Annotated in this window: 12 protein-coding genes and 1 tRNA gene; 4 read left to right on the forward strand and 9 right to left on the reverse strand. The window is 63.7% G+C overall.

What is annotated here, in order from left to right:
• The first annotated feature begins 24 nt into the window (after positions 1–24).
• From fdhE to selB, 3 genes are read left to right on the forward strand one after another with little or no spacing between them, the layout of a single operon-like run.
• Positions 25–933, forward strand: coding sequence for a formate dehydrogenase accessory protein FdhE (fdhE, locus tag BLW25_RS09390; RefSeq protein ID WP_092898446.1), 909 nt, complete (start codon positions 25–27; stop codon positions 931–933).
• On the forward strand, positions 906–2,309 hold the full coding sequence (gene selA / locus BLW25_RS09395; RefSeq protein WP_253188336.1) for an L-seryl-tRNA(Sec) selenium transferase: 1,404 nt from the start codon (positions 906–908) through the stop codon (positions 2,307–2,309). The genes fdhE and selA overlap by 28 nt, the downstream gene beginning before the upstream one ends.
• A complete protein-coding gene (gene selB / locus BLW25_RS09400; RefSeq protein WP_092898450.1) occupies positions 2,306–4,231 on the forward strand; it encodes a selenocysteine-specific translation elongation factor in 1,926 nt (641 codons plus the stop codon). Before selA ends, selB begins: the two co-directional genes overlap by 4 nt.
• A 251-nt stretch (positions 4,232–4,482) precedes the next feature.
• On the opposite strand, the gene BLW25_RS09405 is transcribed toward selB, so the two are convergent.
• The 8 genes from BLW25_RS09405 to BLW25_RS09440 all read right to left on the reverse strand — a co-directional run bounded on the left by BLW25_RS09405 (position 4,483) and on the right by BLW25_RS09440 (position 12,399).
• Positions 4,483–4,809 carry a phosphoribosyl-ATP diphosphatase gene (locus tag BLW25_RS09405; protein ID WP_092898452.1) on the reverse strand — a complete coding sequence of 109 codons (327 nt, stop codon included), beginning with the start codon at positions 4,807–4,809 and terminating at the stop codon, positions 4,483–4,485.
• Between the two features lie 4 nt (positions 4,810–4,813).
• On the reverse strand, positions 4,814–5,575 hold the full coding sequence (hisF, locus tag BLW25_RS09410; protein WP_092898454.1) for an imidazole glycerol phosphate synthase subunit HisF: 762 nt from the start codon (positions 5,573–5,575) through the stop codon (positions 4,814–4,816).
• 109 nt (positions 5,576–5,684) lie between these two features.
• Positions 5,685–6,404: a 1-(5-phosphoribosyl)-5-[(5-phosphoribosylamino)methylideneamino]imidazole-4-carboxamide isomerase gene (hisA, locus tag BLW25_RS09415; protein ID WP_092898456.1), complete on the reverse strand. Its 720-nt coding sequence runs from the start codon at positions 6,402–6,404 to the stop codon at positions 5,685–5,687.
• A 427-nt stretch (positions 6,405–6,831) separates the two neighbouring features.
• The gene (hisH, locus tag BLW25_RS09420) at positions 6,832–7,473 is read right to left on the reverse strand and encodes an imidazole glycerol phosphate synthase subunit HisH (RefSeq protein ID WP_092898458.1); all 642 of its coding nucleotides are present in this window, start codon (positions 7,471–7,473) and stop codon (positions 6,832–6,834) included.
• Between the two features lie 97 nt (positions 7,474–7,570).
• On the reverse strand, positions 7,571–8,158 hold the full coding sequence (gene hisB / locus BLW25_RS09425; protein WP_092898460.1) for an imidazoleglycerol-phosphate dehydratase HisB: 588 nt from the start codon (positions 8,156–8,158) through the stop codon (positions 7,571–7,573).
• A gap of 110 nt (positions 8,159–8,268) precedes the next feature.
• Positions 8,269–8,343 (reverse strand) — tRNA-Gly (locus tag BLW25_RS09430).
• A 121-nt stretch (positions 8,344–8,464) separates the two neighbouring features.
• Positions 8,465–11,905 (reverse strand): pyruvate carboxylase, encoded by a 3,441-nt coding sequence (locus BLW25_RS09435; RefSeq protein WP_092898462.1) that lies wholly within the window; start codon positions 11,903–11,905, stop codon positions 8,465–8,467.
• A gap of 248 nt (positions 11,906–12,153) precedes the next feature.
• Positions 12,154–12,399: a hypothetical protein gene (locus BLW25_RS09440; protein WP_092898464.1), complete on the reverse strand. Its 246-nt coding sequence runs from the start codon at positions 12,397–12,399 to the stop codon at positions 12,154–12,156.
• A gap of 178 nt (positions 12,400–12,577) precedes the next feature.
• Between BLW25_RS09440 and BLW25_RS09445 the strand changes: the two genes are divergently transcribed.
• Positions 12,578–15,157, forward strand: coding sequence for an ATP-dependent helicase (locus tag BLW25_RS09445; RefSeq protein ID WP_092898466.1), 2,580 nt, complete (start codon positions 12,578–12,580; stop codon positions 15,155–15,157).
• Positions 15,158–15,230: 73 nt separating this feature from the next.
• On the opposite strand, the gene BLW25_RS09450 is transcribed toward BLW25_RS09445, so the two are convergent.
• A complete protein-coding gene (locus tag BLW25_RS09450) occupies positions 15,231–16,373 on the reverse strand; it encodes a benzoate/H(+) symporter BenE family transporter (RefSeq protein ID WP_092898468.1) in 1,143 nt (380 codons plus the stop codon).
• Positions 16,374–16,628 lie beyond the last annotated feature (255 nt).

Below are 16,628 nucleotides of genomic sequence, written 5' to 3' on the forward strand. Positions count from 1 at the left end.
GATGCAATGCGGCCGGAGAGACCCATGACCCATGACATCCAACCCGACCCTTCGGTCATCGGCGGCGTCCCTGAGGCGCCGTTCGCATTCCTGCCCGACCCGGTCGCGGTCTTCACCCGTCGCGCCGGGCGGTTTGCTTTTCTGGCTCAGACCAGCCGGCTTGCGCCCTATCTGACATTCCTCGCAGAGCTCACAGAGATCCAGGCCCGGCTGGCGAAATCCGGCCCCGCGCCGGTGATCGCACCGGATCAGCTGGCACGTGCCAGGGCGGCCCAGATGCCGCCCATTGACCGCGCCGCACTGGCCGCTGATCCCGCGTTGCACTACCTGCTGGCGCGGCTTTGCGAGGCCGCCGCCCGCATCACCATGCCAGACCCCGCCCGCACCGCACTTGAGGCGGTGACGGCGGCGGATGAGGGGGATCGGACCTGGCTTTTGACCAATGCGCTGGCGGGCGAGATCCCCGAAGACAGCGCCGCGCCGCATCTTTTCGCCTCGGCCGCCGTGCAGGTTTACCTCGCGCGTCTCGCCTCGGGGCTGGAAGTGGAAAACCTGCGCCCGATCCGCACCGGCATCTGCCCCTCATGCGGCGGGCGGCCGGTCTCGTCGCTGGTCACCTCCACCCCCGGGATCGAAAGCATCCGCTACGCCGTTTGCTCGGGTTGCGCCACTCAATGGAATGAGGTTCGCATTCATTGTCTTGCCTGCCGCACCAATAAAGGGCTGACTTACCGCTCTGCCGAGACGACCGAGGCGACGGTGAAAGCCGAATGCTGCCGGGAATGTCACTCCTGGATCAAGATTTTCTACCAGGAAAAGAACCCGAGCCTTGACGCGGTGGCCGATGATGTCGGCAGTATCGGACTTGATATGATGATGAAGGAAACCGATCTGAAACGCGCAGGATGCAACCCCTTTCTGACGGGCTATTGATGGAGGGGTTCCGGGCCCTCCCCTCGGTCGATCAGGCCCTGAACAGTGCCGCGGGCGCCGGTCTTGTCGCCCGCCATGGCCGTCAGGCCGTGCGCGAGGCGCTGCGGGCGCGTCTTGACGAGATGCGCGACGCGATCCGCGCCGGTGAGGATGGTGCTGTACTGGCGCAGCGGTTGCCGGATCTGGTTGCCGCCGATCTGACCGCGCGTGACCGCACCCGGCTCAGGCCGATGCTGAACCTCACCGGCACGGTGCTGCACACCAATCTCGGCCGCGCGATCCTTGCGGATGAGGCGGTGCGCGCGGCGGTGACCGCGATGGCAAATCCCCTCGCCCTGGAATTTGATCTGGAAACCGGCGGGCGCGGTCAGCGTGATGACCATCTGCGCGGGCTCCTGGTGGAACTTACCGGCGCCGAAGATGCCACCATCGTCAACAACAACGCCGCCGCCGTGCTGATCGCGCTGAACACCCTTGCCCAGGGCCGCGAGGCAGTGGTGTCGCGCGGCGAGCTGATCGAGATCGGTGGTGCCTTCCGCATGCCCGATATCATGGCGCGGGCCGGCGCGAAGCTGGTCGAAATCGGCACCACAAACCGCACCCATCCCAAAGATTACCAGGGCGCGATCACCGCTGAGACCGGCGTGATCCTGAAGGTCCATACCTCGAATTACCGGATCGAGGGCTTCACCGCCGAGGTTGCGGCCCCCGACCTGGCGCTGATCGCGCGCGAGGCGCGGGTGCCGATGATGAACGATCTTGGCGCAGGCTCGCTGGTTGATCTGTCGCATTACGGGCTCCGGCGTGAGCCCACGGTGGCCGAGGCTGTCGCGGAAGGCGCTGATCTGGTGACCTTTTCCGGCGACAAGCTGCTCGGGGGGCCGCAGGCCGGATTCATCGTCGGGCGTAAGGACCTGATCGCCGCGATCAACCGCAACCCGCTGAAACGCGCGCTGCGTCTCGACAAGATCCGCATCGCCGCGCTTGAGGCAACGCTGAAGCTCTATCGCGACCCGGACCGGCTGGCGGAGCGGTTGCCCACATTGAGGATGCTCGCGCGCCCGATGGCAGAGATCGCCGCCCAGGCGCAGCGGCTGGCGCCCCGTATTGATGCTCTGCTGCGGCCCTTTGGCTTCGCCGCCACCCCCTGCCCCTGCGCCAGCCAGATCGGGTCTGGTGCGCTGCCGGTCGATACGATCCCCTCGGCCGGGCTGCGGCTGACCGGTCAGGGCGGCGACGCGCCCGACCGGCTGGCAGCACAGCTGCGCGCCCTTCCCATGCCAGTGATCGGCCATATCCAGGGTGGCGCGCTGATCCTTGATCTGCGCTGTCTTGAAGAGGACGCTATGCTGACTGACGCCCTGGCCGCGCTGTGATCATCGGCACTGCAGGCCATATCGACCACGGCAAGACGGCGCTGGTCCAGGCGCTGACCGGGGTGGATGCCGACCGCCTGGCCGAAGAAAAGGCGCGTGGCATTACGATTGAACTCGGCTTCGCCTATACCGATCTCGGCGATCCGGCTGAACCGGAAACCCCATCGGGGCGGATCACCGGCTTTGTCGATGTGCCCGGTCATGAGCGGCTGATCCGTACCATGCTGGCCGGCGCCGGTGGCATCGACTTTGCCCTTCTGGTGGTGGCTGCCGATGACGGCGTGATGCCTCAGACCCGCGAACATCTTGAAATCCTGAACCTTCTCGGCCTCCCCGGTGGCGTGGTCGCGATGACCAAAGCCGATCTCGCCGATGAGACGCGCCGGGCGAATGTCCGGGCGGAAATCCGCGCCGCCCTTGCCGGAACCAGCCTGGCCGACGCGCCGGTTGTCGAGGTTTCCGCCCAGACCGGCGAAGGCATCGCAGAGCTGCGCCGGATCCTTGCCGAAGCCGGGGCAGAAATGCGTGAACGCGCGTCTTCCGGGCCGATGCGGCTCTCAGTTGACCGCAGCTTCACCATTGCGGGCGCGGGCACGGTGGTCACAGGGACAATGATCGCAGGCCGCGTGGCGGTGGGCGATCAGGTGATGATCTCTCCCCTCGGCCTGCCGGCGCGGGTGCGCGGCATCCATGCCCAGAACCGCAAATCTGATCAGGGGCTTGCCGGGCAACGCTGCGCGCTGAACCTGACCGGGGACGGCGTGACGAAAGATGCGATCCAGCGCGGCGACATGATTCTCGCCCCCGGGCTGCATGCCCCCGCCGGGCGGATCGACGTCATGCTTGACGTGCTGGCCTCGGCCCCCAGACCCGTCACCACATGGCTGCCTGTGCATCTTTACACCCATGCCTGCGAGGTCGCGGCCCGCGTCGTGCCGATTGGCGGCGACATCGCTCCGGGCGAGACCGGTTTCGCGCAGCTTGTGCTGGAGCGCCCGATTGCCGCCACCATGGGCGACCGTTTCATTCTGCGCGACACCTCTGCAACGCGCTCGCTCGCGGGCGGTTTCTTCATCGATTTGCGGGCACCCGCGCGCAAACGTGGCACACCCGAGCGGCTGGCCTGGCTTGAGGCCGCCCGCGAAACCTCTTCCGGGGCGGCGCTGCGGCGGCTCCTGCAGGTTGCGCCCGTCGATATGCCGGTCTTCCTGCGTGATCGCGGGCTTGATCCCGCTTCCGGCCCGGATCTCGCGGCACAGGCCGGGGCGGTGCTGCTTGGCCCCCTCGCCCTCTCGCCGGCCCAGATCCAGGCACTGCGCACGGGGCTCGCCACCCATCTGGGGGAATTCCACGCGGCCAATCCCGACCTCGCCGGCCTTGGCCGCGAGCGGTTGCGGCTGATGCTGAGCCCACGCCTGCCGAAAGAGGTCTTCCTTTTATTCCTTCAGGAAGAGGCCGGCGCCGGCCGCCTGGTGCTGGATGGCGCATTTCTGCGGCTTCCCGGGCATCAGGTGCGCCTCTCGCCCGAGGATGAGGCACTGTTCGCCCGCATCTTCCCCCGGCTTCTGGGCGAAGAGCGCTTTCGCCCGCCCCGGGTGCGCGATTTCGCGACCGAATTCGCCGTCGAAGAGAAAGAGCTGCGCCGGCTGATGCGCCACAGCCAGAGGCTAGGCCTCACCGATCAGATCGCCACGGACCATTTCTTCGCCCGCATCGTGGTGCGCGAGATGGTAGCGATCCTGCGCGATATCGCCGCCGCCAGCGCGGATGGCTGGTTCACCGCCCCCGCTTTTCGCGATCAGGTGCAGAACGGGCGCAAGGTCGCGATCGAGATCCTCGATTTCTTCGACCGCAACGGGCTGACATTGCGGCGCGGCGATCTCAGACGGCTCAACCCGCACCGGATCGACCTCTTCGACTGAAGCCACAACGGTCCAGGGTCACGCAAGCTCTGTCCTGGGTCCGTCACGCCGCGCGCAGGGGGCCTGTGACGCGCGAGGCGGATCGCCATCCGGTCGCATGACTTTCCTGCCCCATTTCACAAATGCTGGTGCCACATCCGCTGCAGCCGCCTGCGATATCTGCGCCCCGGAGAGTGGAGGCTTCCCCTCGGAAATGGCAGGCCGCCGGACAAAGGAAGCCGCGCACCGGGCCGAATGGTGCTGGCCAGGGCTCAGCCGCGCGATTGTTTCTCGGCGATGCCGGAGAGCCCCTCGCGACGCGCGAGTTCCTCAAGCACATCGGCCAGCGTGACATCGCGCGACGTCAGCATGACAAGGAAATGGTAAAGCACATCGGCGCCTTCGGAAATCAGGCGCTCGCGGTCGCCTTTGGCGGCTTCGATGATCGCCTCGACCGCCTCTTCGCCGAATTTCGCGGCGCATTTCCCGGGGCCCTTTGACAGCAGCTTGGCGGTCCAGGAGGTTTCGGGATCGGCATTTTTGCGCGCGGCGATGGTGGTCGCGAGGCGGGCGAGGCTGTCTGTATCGGATTGGGTCATGGCTTTACTCCAGCCGCATCGGGATGCCCGCCGCCGCCATATGGGCCTTGGCTTCGGCGATGGTATAGGTGCCGAAATGGAAGATCGAGGCCGCGAGCACGGCCGAGGCGCGGCCTTCGCGGATGCCCGCAACAAGGTGGTCAAGGTTGCCGGCCCCCCCCGAGGCGATGACCGGGATCTTCACCGCCTCCGAGATCGCGCGCGTCAGGGGCAGGTTGTAGCCGTCTTTGGTGCCGTCGCGGTCCATCGAGGTCAGGAGGATCTCGCCCGCGCCTTTTGCCTCGACGAGCCGGGCGAAATCGACCGCGTCGATGCCGGTCGGTTTGCGGCCGCCATGGGTGAAGATCTCCCATTTGCCGGGGCTGACGGTTTTCGCGTCGATGGCAACGACGATGCACTGGCTGCCGAAACGGTCGGCGGCTTCGGCGACAACATCGGGGTTCGCCACAGCGGCGGAGTTGAAGCTGACCTTGTCGGCACCGGCGAGCAGCAGCGCGCGGACATCCTCATGGCTGCGCACGCCGCCGCCCACGGTCAGGGGCACATAGATCTGTTCGGCGGTGCGGGTGACAAGGTCGAACATCGTGCCACGGTTTTCATGAGTGGCATGGATGTCGAGGAAGGTGATCTCGTCGGCGCCGGCGCGGTCATAGGCGGCAGCCACGGCGACCGGGTCACCGGCATCGACCAGATTGACAAAATTCACACCCTTGACCACGCGGCCATCGGCAACGTCGAGGCAGGGGATCAGGCGGGTCTTCAGCATCCGGTCGGGTCTCCTGTGGCGGGCCGGGCCAGGGAAAAAGCAGGGGGCTCTGCCCCCGTCCCGCTGGCGCGGGACTCCCCCGGGATATTTAGCGACAGATGAAAGCCGTTCAGGCCTTCAGGGTTTCAAGGGCGGTGGCAAGGTCGATGGCGCCATCATAGAGGGCGCGGCCCGAGATGGCGCCGGCAATCACGCCTGTATCGCGCAGATGGATCAGGTCTTCCATCCGGCTGACGCCGCCCGAGGCGATCACCGGGATCGAAACCGCACGGGCGAGTGCTTCGGTCGCGGTGATATTCGGGCCCTGCATCGCGCCGTCGCGATCGATATCGGTATAGATGATGGCGGCGACGCCGGCATCCTCGAAGCTTTTCGCGAGATCGGTGACCTGGACGGTGGTTTCTTCGGCCCAGCCCTTGGTCGCGACAAAGCCCTTGCGGGCGTCGATGCCGACTGCGACCTGGCCCGGGAAGGCGCGGGCTGCCTCGCGTACGAGGTCTGGATTTTCGACCGCGACAGTACCGAGGATCACGCGGGAAAGGCCTTTTTCAAGCCACATCGCGATGGTTGCCAGGTCCCGGATACCGCCGCCGAGCTGGGCGGGAACCCTGATCCGGGCGAGGATCGCCTCGACCGCCGCCGCATTGACCGGCTGTCCGGCAAAGGCGCCGTTCAGATCGACGAGATGCAGCCATTCGCAGCCGGCGGCCTCGAATTTCGCAGCCTGTGCGGCGGGGTCATCGCCGAAAACGGTGGCGGCGGACATCTCTCCGCGCAGGAGGCGCACACATTGGCCGTCCTTCAGGTCGATGGCGGGATAGAGGATCATGGGCCCGGGCTCCGTCATACTGGCATCATCGATCCTTTGGCACGGGCGGGGCCGGAAGGGAAGGCCCAGGCCGGCGACCATTACCGGCCTGGACCGTGCCTCCCGCCAAGTTTTGGCTGATTGGCCAAGGACTCCGCCCGAAGTCTGTGCGTTTTCAGGTGGCGGGTTTTCAGCGCAGGAGGAGACAGCAATCAGGCTTTCGCGCGGCCTTTATGACAGCGGCACGCAGTGGTCGTCTGATCGCGGAATGACCTTTAACTCCGGGATGCAGCCGCGCGGCAAAAGAATCGCGATCAGGGCTGTGTTCCGGGGATCTGCCGTGAGTGTGGCACATGCATCCGGGCGACGGGAACCGGATCGAAATGTAAGATACCGCGTTCTACGACTAGCGGGTCCGCTCCAACCCGCGTCAGTTAAGGACCGCAGCTCAGGGCTTCCACGCGAGAAAGTTCGCGATGATCCTGAGGCCGGTGGCAGCACTTTTCTCGGGGTGGAACTGGGTCCCGAAAATATTGTCGCGCCCGACAATCGCGGTCACCTCGCCTGCGTAATCCACCCAGGCGATGCGGTTTTCGGCCGAGGCCGTGCGAAACTGCCAGGAATGGACGAAATAGGCATGATCGCCACTTTTCACACCAGACAGCACCGGATGCGGTCGGTCGATCTGCAGATCGTTCCAGCCCATATGCGGCACTTTCAGGGCGGGATCGGCCGGCGAAATCCGCCCGACCTCGCCCCGGATCCAGTCAAATCCGGGCGTGTCGCCATGTTCAAACCCGCGCGAGGCCAGCATCTGCATCCCGATGCAAATGCCAAAGAACGGCCGTGCCCGGGTGATCACCGCCTCTTCAATCGCTTCGAACAGCCCGTCTTTTGCGGCGAGCGCCCTGCGGCAGGACGGGAAAGCCCCGTCGCCCGGCAAGACGATACGCGACGCGCGCAGCACGTCCTCGGGCCGCGATGACACGATGATATCGCCCGCCCCGGTCTCATCGGCCATGCGCTGAAACGCCTTGGCGGCGGAATGGAGGTTGCCGCTGTCGTAATCCACCAGAACGGTCAGGGTCATAGCGGCGCTCCCGTGGTCAAAGGGCGCAAACCGGAGTTTTGAAAAACTCCGGCCAGATTTCTTGCAAGAAATTTGCGGCGCTCACAGCGCACCCGTGTCACAGGGCACCCTTGGTCGAAGGAAGGACACCCGCCATGCGCGGATCCGGCTCCACTGCCTCGCGCAGCGCACGCGCGACCGCCTTGAAACTGGCTTCGGCGATGTGGTGGCTGTTGATGCCATGGAGACGGTCGATATGCAGCGTGATGCCGCCATGGGTCGACAGCGCCTGGAAGAATTCGCGCACGAGTTCGGTGTCGAAGGTGCCGATCTTCTGGCTGGGGAAATCGACATTCCACACCAGGAAAGGCCGCGCCGACAGATCGAGCGCCGCCGCCACCTGGGTGTCATCCATGGCAAGCCGGAAATGGCCGTAGCGCCGGATACCCTTTTTGTCGCCAAGCGCCTTTACCAGAGCCTGGCCAAGCGCGATTCCGGTATCTTCGACCGTGTGATGATCATCGACATGCAGATCGCCCTCGGCCCGCACCATGATATCGATCAGCGAATGGCGCGCCAGCTGGTCGAGCATATGGTCAAAGAAGCCGACGCCGGTCCGGCAATCATAGCGACCGGTGCCGTCGAGGTTGATCTCGACCTCGATCCCGGTTTCCGCCGTCTTGCGGCTTATAGTGGCCTTGCGCATCTCATCTGCCTCCCGCGGTCTTTGCGGCAGGGAATAGTCGCCCCTCACCTGCGCGGCAAGGGTGTGAAATGCAAAAGGGCGCCACGAAGGCGCCCTTTGCTTTTCCGAATTGGAGCGGGCGAGGCGATTCGAACGCCCGACCCTAACCTTGGCAAGGTTATGCTCTACCCCTGAGCTACGCCCGCACCGTTTCGGTGAACGGGGATTTAGGCGAAGCGCCCGGTCACCGCAAGAGGAAAATATCCGCATTTCCTCCTCTTGAGAAAAATACTCGCGGGGGAGACGGCAGCCCCCCCCCCGTCAGGCTCACTCCAGTTCGATCAGCAGATCCTTGGCTTCGATCTGTGCGCCTGCGCTGACAAGGACCGCTTTCACCGTGGCCTCGCGGTCGGCGTGAAGCCCGGTTTCCATCTTCATCGCCTCGATCGTCAGCAGGAGATCCCCTGCCCTGACCTTCTGCCCCGAAGTCACCGCGACGCTCGCGACCGAGCCCGGCATCGGCGCGCCGATATGGGCCTGGTTGCCATCGACCGCCTTGGGGCGCGCCGCTGTCTTCGCCTTCACCGCACGGTTCGGCACCCGGATCGTGCGGGGCTGGCCGTTCAGTTCAAAAAAGACCTTCACCTCGCCCGCATCATCCACCTCGCCCAGCGTCAGGAAACGGATTTCCAGCGTCTTGCCCGGATCGATCTCCACCGCGATTTCTTCGCCGGGCTCCATCCCGTAGAAAAACGCCCGCGTCGGCAGGGTGCGCACAGGACCGTAAACCCGGTGGCGGCTCATATAATCGAGGAAGACCTTCGGATACATCAGATAGCCGTTCAGATCCTCGTCATCGATCTTCAGGCCACCAAGCTCGGCCGAGACCTTTGCACGGGTCTCTTCCATATCCACCGGCGGCAGATGCGCGCCGGGACGTTCGGTCAGAGGTTTCTCGCCTTTCAGCACCTTTTTCAGGATGCCCTGCGGCCAGCCCTGGTAGGGCTGCCCCAGATTGCCCCTGAGCATATCGACAACCGAATCGGGGAAAGCCACATCGGTGCCCGGATCCTCGACCTGGGCGCGGGTCAGGCCCTGGGCCACCATCATCAGCGCCATATCCCCGACCACTTTGGACGACGGCGTCACCTTGACGATATCGCCGAACATCTGGTTCGCATCGGCATAGGATTGCGCAACCTCGGGCCAGCGGTCTTCCAGACCAAGCGAACGCGCCTGGGCCTTGAGATTGGTGAACTGGCCCCCGGGCATCTCATGCAGCCAGACCTCGGAGGCCGGCGCCGCAGTGCCCGATTCAAACGCGGCATACTGCGCCCGGACATGTTCCCAGTAATTCGACATCTCGCGCACGGCACCGATATCAAGCCCGGTGTCACGCTCGGTATGGCGCAGCGCCTCGACGATGGAGCCGAGGCAGGGCTGCGAGGTGCCGCCCGAAAATGCGTCCATCGCCGCGTCAATCGCATCGACGCCTGCATCACAGGCCGCGAGCACCGTCGCCGCCGAGGCGCCGGACGTGTCATGGGTGTGGAAATGCACCGGCAGGCCGATCTCCTGCTTGAGCGTTCTGATCAGCACCCTTGCGGCGGCAGGCTTCAGAAGCCCCGCCATGTCCTTCAGCCCCAGCACATGCGCACCGGCGGCTTTCAGCTCTCCCGCACGCTCGACATAGTATTTCAAATCATATTTCGAGCGATCCGGGTCGAGCATGTCGCCGGTATAGCAGATCGTGCCTTCGCAGATCTTGTTCGCCTCCAGCACCGCGTCCATGGCAACGCGCATGTTTTCAACCCAGTTCAGGCTGTCGAACACGCGGAAGACATCCACCCCGGTCTCGGCAGCCTGTTTCACGAAGGACTGGACGACATTATCCGGATAATTCGTGTAACCGACCCCGTTCGAGGCGCGCAGCAGCATCTGCGTCATCAGGTTCGGCATCGCGGCGCGCAGATCGCGCAGCCGCTGCCAGGGGCATTCCTGCAGGAAGCGATAGGCCACGTCAAAGGTCGCGCCCCCCCAGCATTCAACCGAGAAGAGCTGCGGCAGATTGGCGGCATAGGCGGGTGCCGCCTTGATCATGTCGATCGAGCGCATCCGCGTCGCCAGGAGCGACTGGTGACCATCACGCATCGTGGTGTCGGTCAGCAGCACCTGGGTCTGCGCCTTCATCCAGTCAGCGACCGCCTGCGGACCCTTTTGCTCCAGCAGGTTGCGGGTGCCGTAAGCGGGCTGACCCTCGCGCGCAACCGGCGCTTTCGGTGCCTTGGCCTCCGCCGGCTTCGGGCGGCCATTGGTCTCGGGGTGACCATTGACCGAGATATCGGCAAGATAGGTCAGGATCTTGGTTGCCCTGTCCTGACGCTTCTTGAAACTGAACAGATCCGGCGTCGTGTCGATGAACTTCGTCGTATAAGAGCTGTCGAGGAAGGTCGGGTGCTTCAGCAGATTGATGACGAATTCGATATTCGTCGCAAGGCCCCGGATGCGGAATTCGCGCAATGCCCGGTCCATGCGATGCAGCGCCTTTTCCGGCGTCTGGGCATGGGCGGTGACCTTGACGAGCAGACTGTCATAATAGCGCGTGATCACGCCGCCGGCATAGGCGGTGCCGCCATCCAGCCGGATCCCATTGCCGGTGGCCGAGCGATAAGCCGTCAGCCGGCCGTAATCGGGGATGAAATTGTTCAGCGGGTCTTCGGTCGTCACACGACATTGCAGCGCATGGCCGTTCAGCCTGACCTCGGCCTGGCTTGCGACCCCGGTCGCCTCGGGCAGCGATTTGCCCTCCTCGATCAGGATCTGGGCCTGAACGATATCGATGCCGGTCACTTCTTCGGTAACGGTATGTTCGACCTGGACGCGGGGATTCACCTCGATGAAGTAGAATTCCTGGCTGTCCATATCCATCAGGAATTCAACGGTGCCGGCGCATTCGTAATTGACGTGTTTACAGATGCGGCGCGCCATTTCGCAGACCGCCTCGCGCTGTTCCTGGCTGAGGTAAGGCGCGGGCGCGCGCTCGACCACCTTCTGGTTGCGGCGCTGCACGGTGCAGTCCCGTTCCCACAGGTGCCAGACATTGCCCTCTTTATCGCCAAGGATCTGCACCTCGACATGGCGAGCGCGGAGAATCATTTTCTCCAGATAGCCCTCGCCATTGCCGAAAGCGGCTTCGGCCTCGCGCCGCCCCTCCAGCACTTTGGCCTCAAGTTCGTCTTCTGAATTGATCGGCCGCATGCCGCGACCGCCGCCGCCCCAGGAGGCTTTCAGCATCAGCGGATAGCCGACCTCTTTCGCCTGTTTACGAATGAGCGCCATGTCGTCGCCCAGCACTTCGGTCGCGGGGATGACGGGAACACCCGCCTCGATCGCAACCTTGCGGGCCGAGGCCTTATCGCCAAGCGCGCGCATGGTTTCGGCGCGCGGGCCGATAAAGGTGATGCCCGCGGCATCACAAGCCTCGACGAAATCAGGGTTTTCCGACAAAAGCCCATAGCCCGGATGGATCGCATCCGCGCCCGAGAGCCGTGCGACCCGGATGATTTCCGGGATCGAGAGATAGGCGCCGACCGGGCTCATACCCTTGCCGATCAGATAGGCCTCATCCGCCTTGAAACGGTGCAGCGAGAGCTTGTCCTCTTCTGCATAAACGGCGACCGTCTTTTTCCCCATTTCATTGGCAGCACGCATCGCACGGATCGCGATTTCACCACGATTGGCGATAAGGATTTTCCGAAATTCGGGCATGGCAGACCTCCCCGGGACTGTTTCTTTGGGGCGCACTCTATGGGCGCTGCACTGCGGCGCAAGGCCGCAGCGCAGAAAACCTGCAAATTTTGCGAAATATGCAGGCACAGTTTGCAGTTGCAAATCTGTTACCGACCGGACACCGCTGGCCCGGCTGCGCGCCCCGGGCGGAAATGCTGTGAATGTCAGAAACGTTCGGGAATTTGCCCCGCCGGGTCCGGCGATTCCGGCCGTATTCCAGCGGATATTCAGGGGTTGCCTTTGGAACGGATGCACCAGCGGCAAAAGCAAAAACGCGATCCAGGCATATTCGCGCAGCTTTCCGACCCGGCTGCCCGGGCCGCTGCAACACCATTCCGGCTGAAAAACCGCAGCTGCATCGTGCCATCGGCAAGTCGCTTTGCCCGGTGGAGGTCGCGCCGGATTTTCCCGATCAGAAACAGCATTCCGAAGATGGCCGCGATCACAATCTGGCGAATGATCAATGCCGACATAGTCCCGAACATTCCCCCGCATCTGATCCGGTCAGGCTTGCCACTCGGGGCGGCAGCTTTATGGAACATGCAGGCAATTGGACCCCGCCGCGGAACGGGTCGCGCAAAAAGCGTTGATTTGCCGGGCAAGCCGGAACATTCCTTGAACATCCGAAACACGCAGGCTAAATCTGACCTTATGGACCCCTGGGATGATCACGAAGCCTTCGAGGCAGCAGCAGCCCCTGTCCCGCTTTCGCAGCGGGCACTCGCGGCACGTCCGAAACCTTATCTCGACGGGCTGAACCCGGCGCAGCTAGAGGCCGTGCTGACGCTGGACGGGCCGGTCCTGATGCTTGCGGGCGCGGGAACCGGCAAGACCAAGGCGCTGACGGCGCGGATCGTGCATCTGATGCGCGAGGGGCGTGCGCGCAGTAACGAGATCCTTGCGGTCACCTTTACCAATAAAGCCGCGCGCGAGATGAAATCCCGCGTCGAGGCGATGAACCAATCTGAAAGCGGCATGCCCTGGATGGGGACATTCCACTCGCTCAGCGTGAAAATCCTGCGCCGCCATGCCGAACTCGCCGGGCTGAAGCCGAGCTTTACCATTCTCGACACTGATGACCAGCTCAGGCTTTTGAAACAGCTGATCCAGGCTGCGAATATGGATGACAAGCGCTGGCCGCCCCGGATGCTGGCCGGGCTGATCGACACCTGGAAGAACCGCGCCTGGACCCCGGACAAGGTGCCCTCATCGGAAGCCGGCGCCTATGACAATAAAGGCACTGAACTTTACGCCCAGTATCAGGAGCGGCTGCGCACCCTGAACGCCTGCGATTTCGGCGATCTGCTCTTGCATTGCGTGACCATCTTCCGCGCGCATCCCGATGTTCTGGCGCAGTATCAGCGCTGGTTTAAATATATCCTCGTCGATGAATATCAGGATACCAATGTCTGCCAGTACCTCTGGCTCAGGCTGCTGGCGCAGGGCCATCAGAATATCTGCTGTGTCGGCGATGACGATCAGTCGATCTATGGCTGGCGCGGTGCCGAGGTCGGCAATATCCTGAAATTTGAAAAGGATTTCCCCGGCGCCAAGGTGATCCGGCTGGAACAGAATTACCGCTCGACCCCGCATATCCTGGCGGCGGCCTCGGCGGTGATCCGGGGCAATGCCAACCGGCTTGGCAAGACGCTCTGGACCGAAGCCGAAGAAGGCGAGAAGGTCCGCCTCACCGGCTATTGGGATGGCGAGGAAGAGGCGCGTGCGATCGGCGAAGAGATCGAAGCACTGGCCAGGGGAACACGCGGCCATCTGCCGGTCGGGCTGAATTCCCAGGCGATCCTTGTGCGGGCCTCGCATCAGATGCGCGCCTTTGAGGACCGGTTCCTGACCATCGGCCTGCCCTATCGCGTGATCGGTGGCCCGCGCTTTTACGAGCGCCAGGAGATCCGCGATGCGATGGCCTATTTCCGCCTCGCGGTCTCGCCCGAGGATGATCTGGCGTTTGAACGCGTGGTCAACCTGCCGAAACGCGGGCTTGGCGAAAAGGCGACGGCATCCATCAGGGCCGAGGCGCGGCGGATCGGCATGAGCCAGCAGGAGGGCGCGCGCAGCCTCGTCTCGACCGGCGGCATCGGCGGCAAGGGTGCCGGGCAGCTGCGCCAGTTCGTTGAGGGGATCGACTACTGGCACTGGTGGATTGTAAACAGAGGTAACCAGAACGTAATTGAGAATTACGAGCTTGACCTTGAAAATTTGGAAGCGGAGGCCTTCCAGCTAAACCGTAGCATCACCGACATCACGCACCCAGAAAATATGCTGGCCGATCTGATCGAACAGTTGAAGGTTTGCCGCGCAAAAATCTCGCTCGTTAATAGGAACATCGAGATATTGAAAGGCAATCATTCGCTTTTAGCGGAATTGATCCTTGATGAATCCGGCTACACTACGATGTGGCAGAATGCCGAAAAGGATAAAAATCCGGATGCCGAGGGGCGGCTGGAAAACCTCAAGGAACTGGTGAAGGCGCTGGAGCAGTTCGACAGCCTTCAGGGCTTTTTGGAACATGTCGCGCTGGTGATGGAGAATGACAGCGAAGAGGCCGCCGAGAAGGTCTCGATCATGACGCTGCACGGGGCCAAGGGGCTGGAATTCCCGGCGGTCTTCCTGCCCGGATGGGAGGAAGGGCTGTTCCCCAGCCAGCGCAGCATGGACGAATCGGGTCAGAAAGGCATCGAGGAGGAGCGCCGCCTCGCCTATGTCGGCATCACCCGGGCCGAGGAACTGTGCTATATCTCTTTCGCCTCCAACCGCCGGGTCTACGGGCAATGGCAAAGCCAGATGGCCTCGCGCTTTGTCGATGAACTGCCGGTCGCGGATGTGGATGTGCTGACACCGCCCGGGCTGATGGGCGGGGGCTACGGCGCGGCTGCGAGCGGGGGGTTTGCCGGGGATTTTGGCGGCGGGGGCTTTGGCTCGGATATCGAGGCCCGGGCGACCAAAGCCGATGTCTATAACTCGCCCGGCTGGCGCCGGCTGCAAAGCAATGCCGGCCCGCGCCCGGCCACGCCACGCCGCCAGGTGACGATCGATCTGGAGGCTCTTTCCGGTTTTTCAGTGGGCGACAGGGTGTTCAATCAGAAATTCGGCTATGGCAGAATTCTCGATATGGAAGCCGATACATTTGAAGTCGATTTCGAAAAAGCCGGCGTGAAACATGTGAAAGCCGGCTTCGTGACCGCCGCCAGCAAGGATGATGAAATTCCCTTCTGATCTGGAGACCCATCAGGGGGAGCAACCGGAATTTTCCAAAATTCCGGTCCGATTTCTTTGAAGAAATCGGCGCTTACCTCTGGCGGGCGGCGTGCAGTCTTTCCAGGCCGAAAATGGCAATGCCGGCCATCAGCCCCCAGAATGCTGCTCCGATCCCGAAAGCTGTCATGCCAGACGCACTTACCGCAAGCGTCAGCGTGGCCGAGAAACGCTGATCGGGTGCGGCACAGGCGGTTGCCAATGCGCCGGTCAGAGGCCCGAGCAGGGCCAGCGCCACAAGCGTCACCATCACCGCGGCCGGCAGCGCTGTAAGCAGCATCAGGATCATAGGGCTGAACAGGCCAAGACAGATCCAGATCGCCGCATAGACGATCCCCACCTTCCAGCGCCGCGCCGGATCGGAATGCACATCCGGCCCCATACAGATCGCAGCTGTGATCGCTGCCATCGTCACACTATGGGCACCGAACAGCCCGGCAAGCGCCGAGAGCCCGCCTGTCACCCCAAGCGCGGGCGAAACCGGCGGCTCGTATCCGGACGCCCGCATCGTCGCAAACCCAGGCAGGTTCTGTGAGGCCATATTCACCAGATAGAGCGGCACCGCGAGCCCGATCAGCACGCCGGGCGAGAATTCCGGCGTGACAAGAACAAGGCCCGGCAGGTGGAAGGTCAGATCAGGCCAGGCCGCCGCTCCGGTGATGACTGTCGCGCCGAGGCCCGCGAGCAAAGCCGCCAGCACCGCCATCGGCGCATTGAAAAGCCGCACCAGCGCAAAGACCGCAACCATCGGCAGCACAAGACCCGGGCTCTCGCCCGCGACCCTTGCCCCTGCCATGGAAAAAGGCAGCAACACCCCGGCCAGCATCGCCCCCGCAATTCCGTCCGGGATCGCCCGGATCAACCGCCCCAGCGGCCCGATCACCCCGGTCAGCGCCACCAGAAGGCCCGCGACGATAAAGGCACCTGCCGCCTCGGCCATGTTCACGCCGGCACTGGCCGCGATCAGCGCCGCGCCGGGCGTCGACCAGGCCAGCACCGCCGGTACCCGATAGCGCCAGGACAAAAAGGCCGAACCCGCCGCCTTTGCAAGACAGAGTGCCAGGATCCAGCTGGTGGTTTGCGCCGGGCTCGCCCCCACCGCAGCCGCAGCTGAAAGCACGATTGCGATGCTGGATCCAAAGCCGATCAGCGCGGCGACAAGGGCTGCGGGAAACATCGCTCAGCCCCGCACGGCGCGGAGGCGCATCGCGAGGGTCAAAACCGGCGCGGACAAAGGCAGAGACAACACGGAGGGGCTCGCTTTCCGTTCAGGATCAGACCGTTGTTAGCAATCGTCCGGCCTCGCAGCAAGCGGGCTCTCCGCCGGGCCGGACAGCCGCCGCCCGTGGCAGGATCAGCGCGACAGAATGCCAGAGGCCGATCCGGCACAGCAGTTTCGCGAAAACCCCATTTCATCCTGCTATGGCGCCGG

The organism is Rhodobacter sp. 24-YEA-8, assembly GCF_900105075.1.
GTDB lineage: Bacteria > Pseudomonadota > Alphaproteobacteria > Rhodobacterales > Rhodobacteraceae > Pseudogemmobacter.

Coding starts and splice junctions, on each gene's coding strand:
- fdhE (WP_092898446.1), top strand. CDS start 25: ATGACCCATGACATCCAACCCGACCCTTCGGTCATCGGCGGCGTCCCT.
- selA (WP_253188336.1), top strand. CDS start 906: ATGCAACCCCTTTCTGACGGGCTATTGATGGAGGGGTTCCGGGCCCTC.
- BLW25_RS09405 (WP_092898452.1), bottom strand. CDS start 4,809: ATGACCCAATCCGATACAGACAGCCTCGCCCGCCTCGCGACCACCATC.
- hisF (WP_092898454.1), bottom strand. CDS start 5,575: ATGCTGAAGACCCGCCTGATCCCCTGCCTCGACGTTGCCGATGGCCGC.
- hisA (WP_092898456.1), bottom strand. CDS start 6,404: ATGATCCTCTATCCCGCCATCGACCTGAAGGACGGCCAATGTGTGCGC.
- hisH (WP_092898458.1), bottom strand. CDS start 7,473: ATGACCCTGACCGTTCTGGTGGATTACGACAGCGGCAACCTCCATTCC.
- hisB (WP_092898460.1), bottom strand. CDS start 8,158: ATGCGCAAGGCCACTATAAGCCGCAAGACGGCGGAAACCGGGATCGAG.
- BLW25_RS09435 (WP_092898462.1), bottom strand. CDS start 11,905: ATGCCCGAATTTCGGAAAATCCTTATCGCCAATCGTGGTGAAATCGCG.
- BLW25_RS09440 (WP_092898464.1), bottom strand. CDS start 12,399: ATGTCGGCATTGATCATTCGCCAGATTGTGATCGCGGCCATCTTCGGA.
- BLW25_RS09445 (WP_092898466.1), top strand. CDS start 12,578: ATGGACCCCTGGGATGATCACGAAGCCTTCGAGGCAGCAGCAGCCCCT.
- BLW25_RS09450 (WP_092898468.1), bottom strand. CDS start 16,373: ATGTTTCCCGCAGCCCTTGTCGCCGCGCTGATCGGCTTTGGATCCAGC.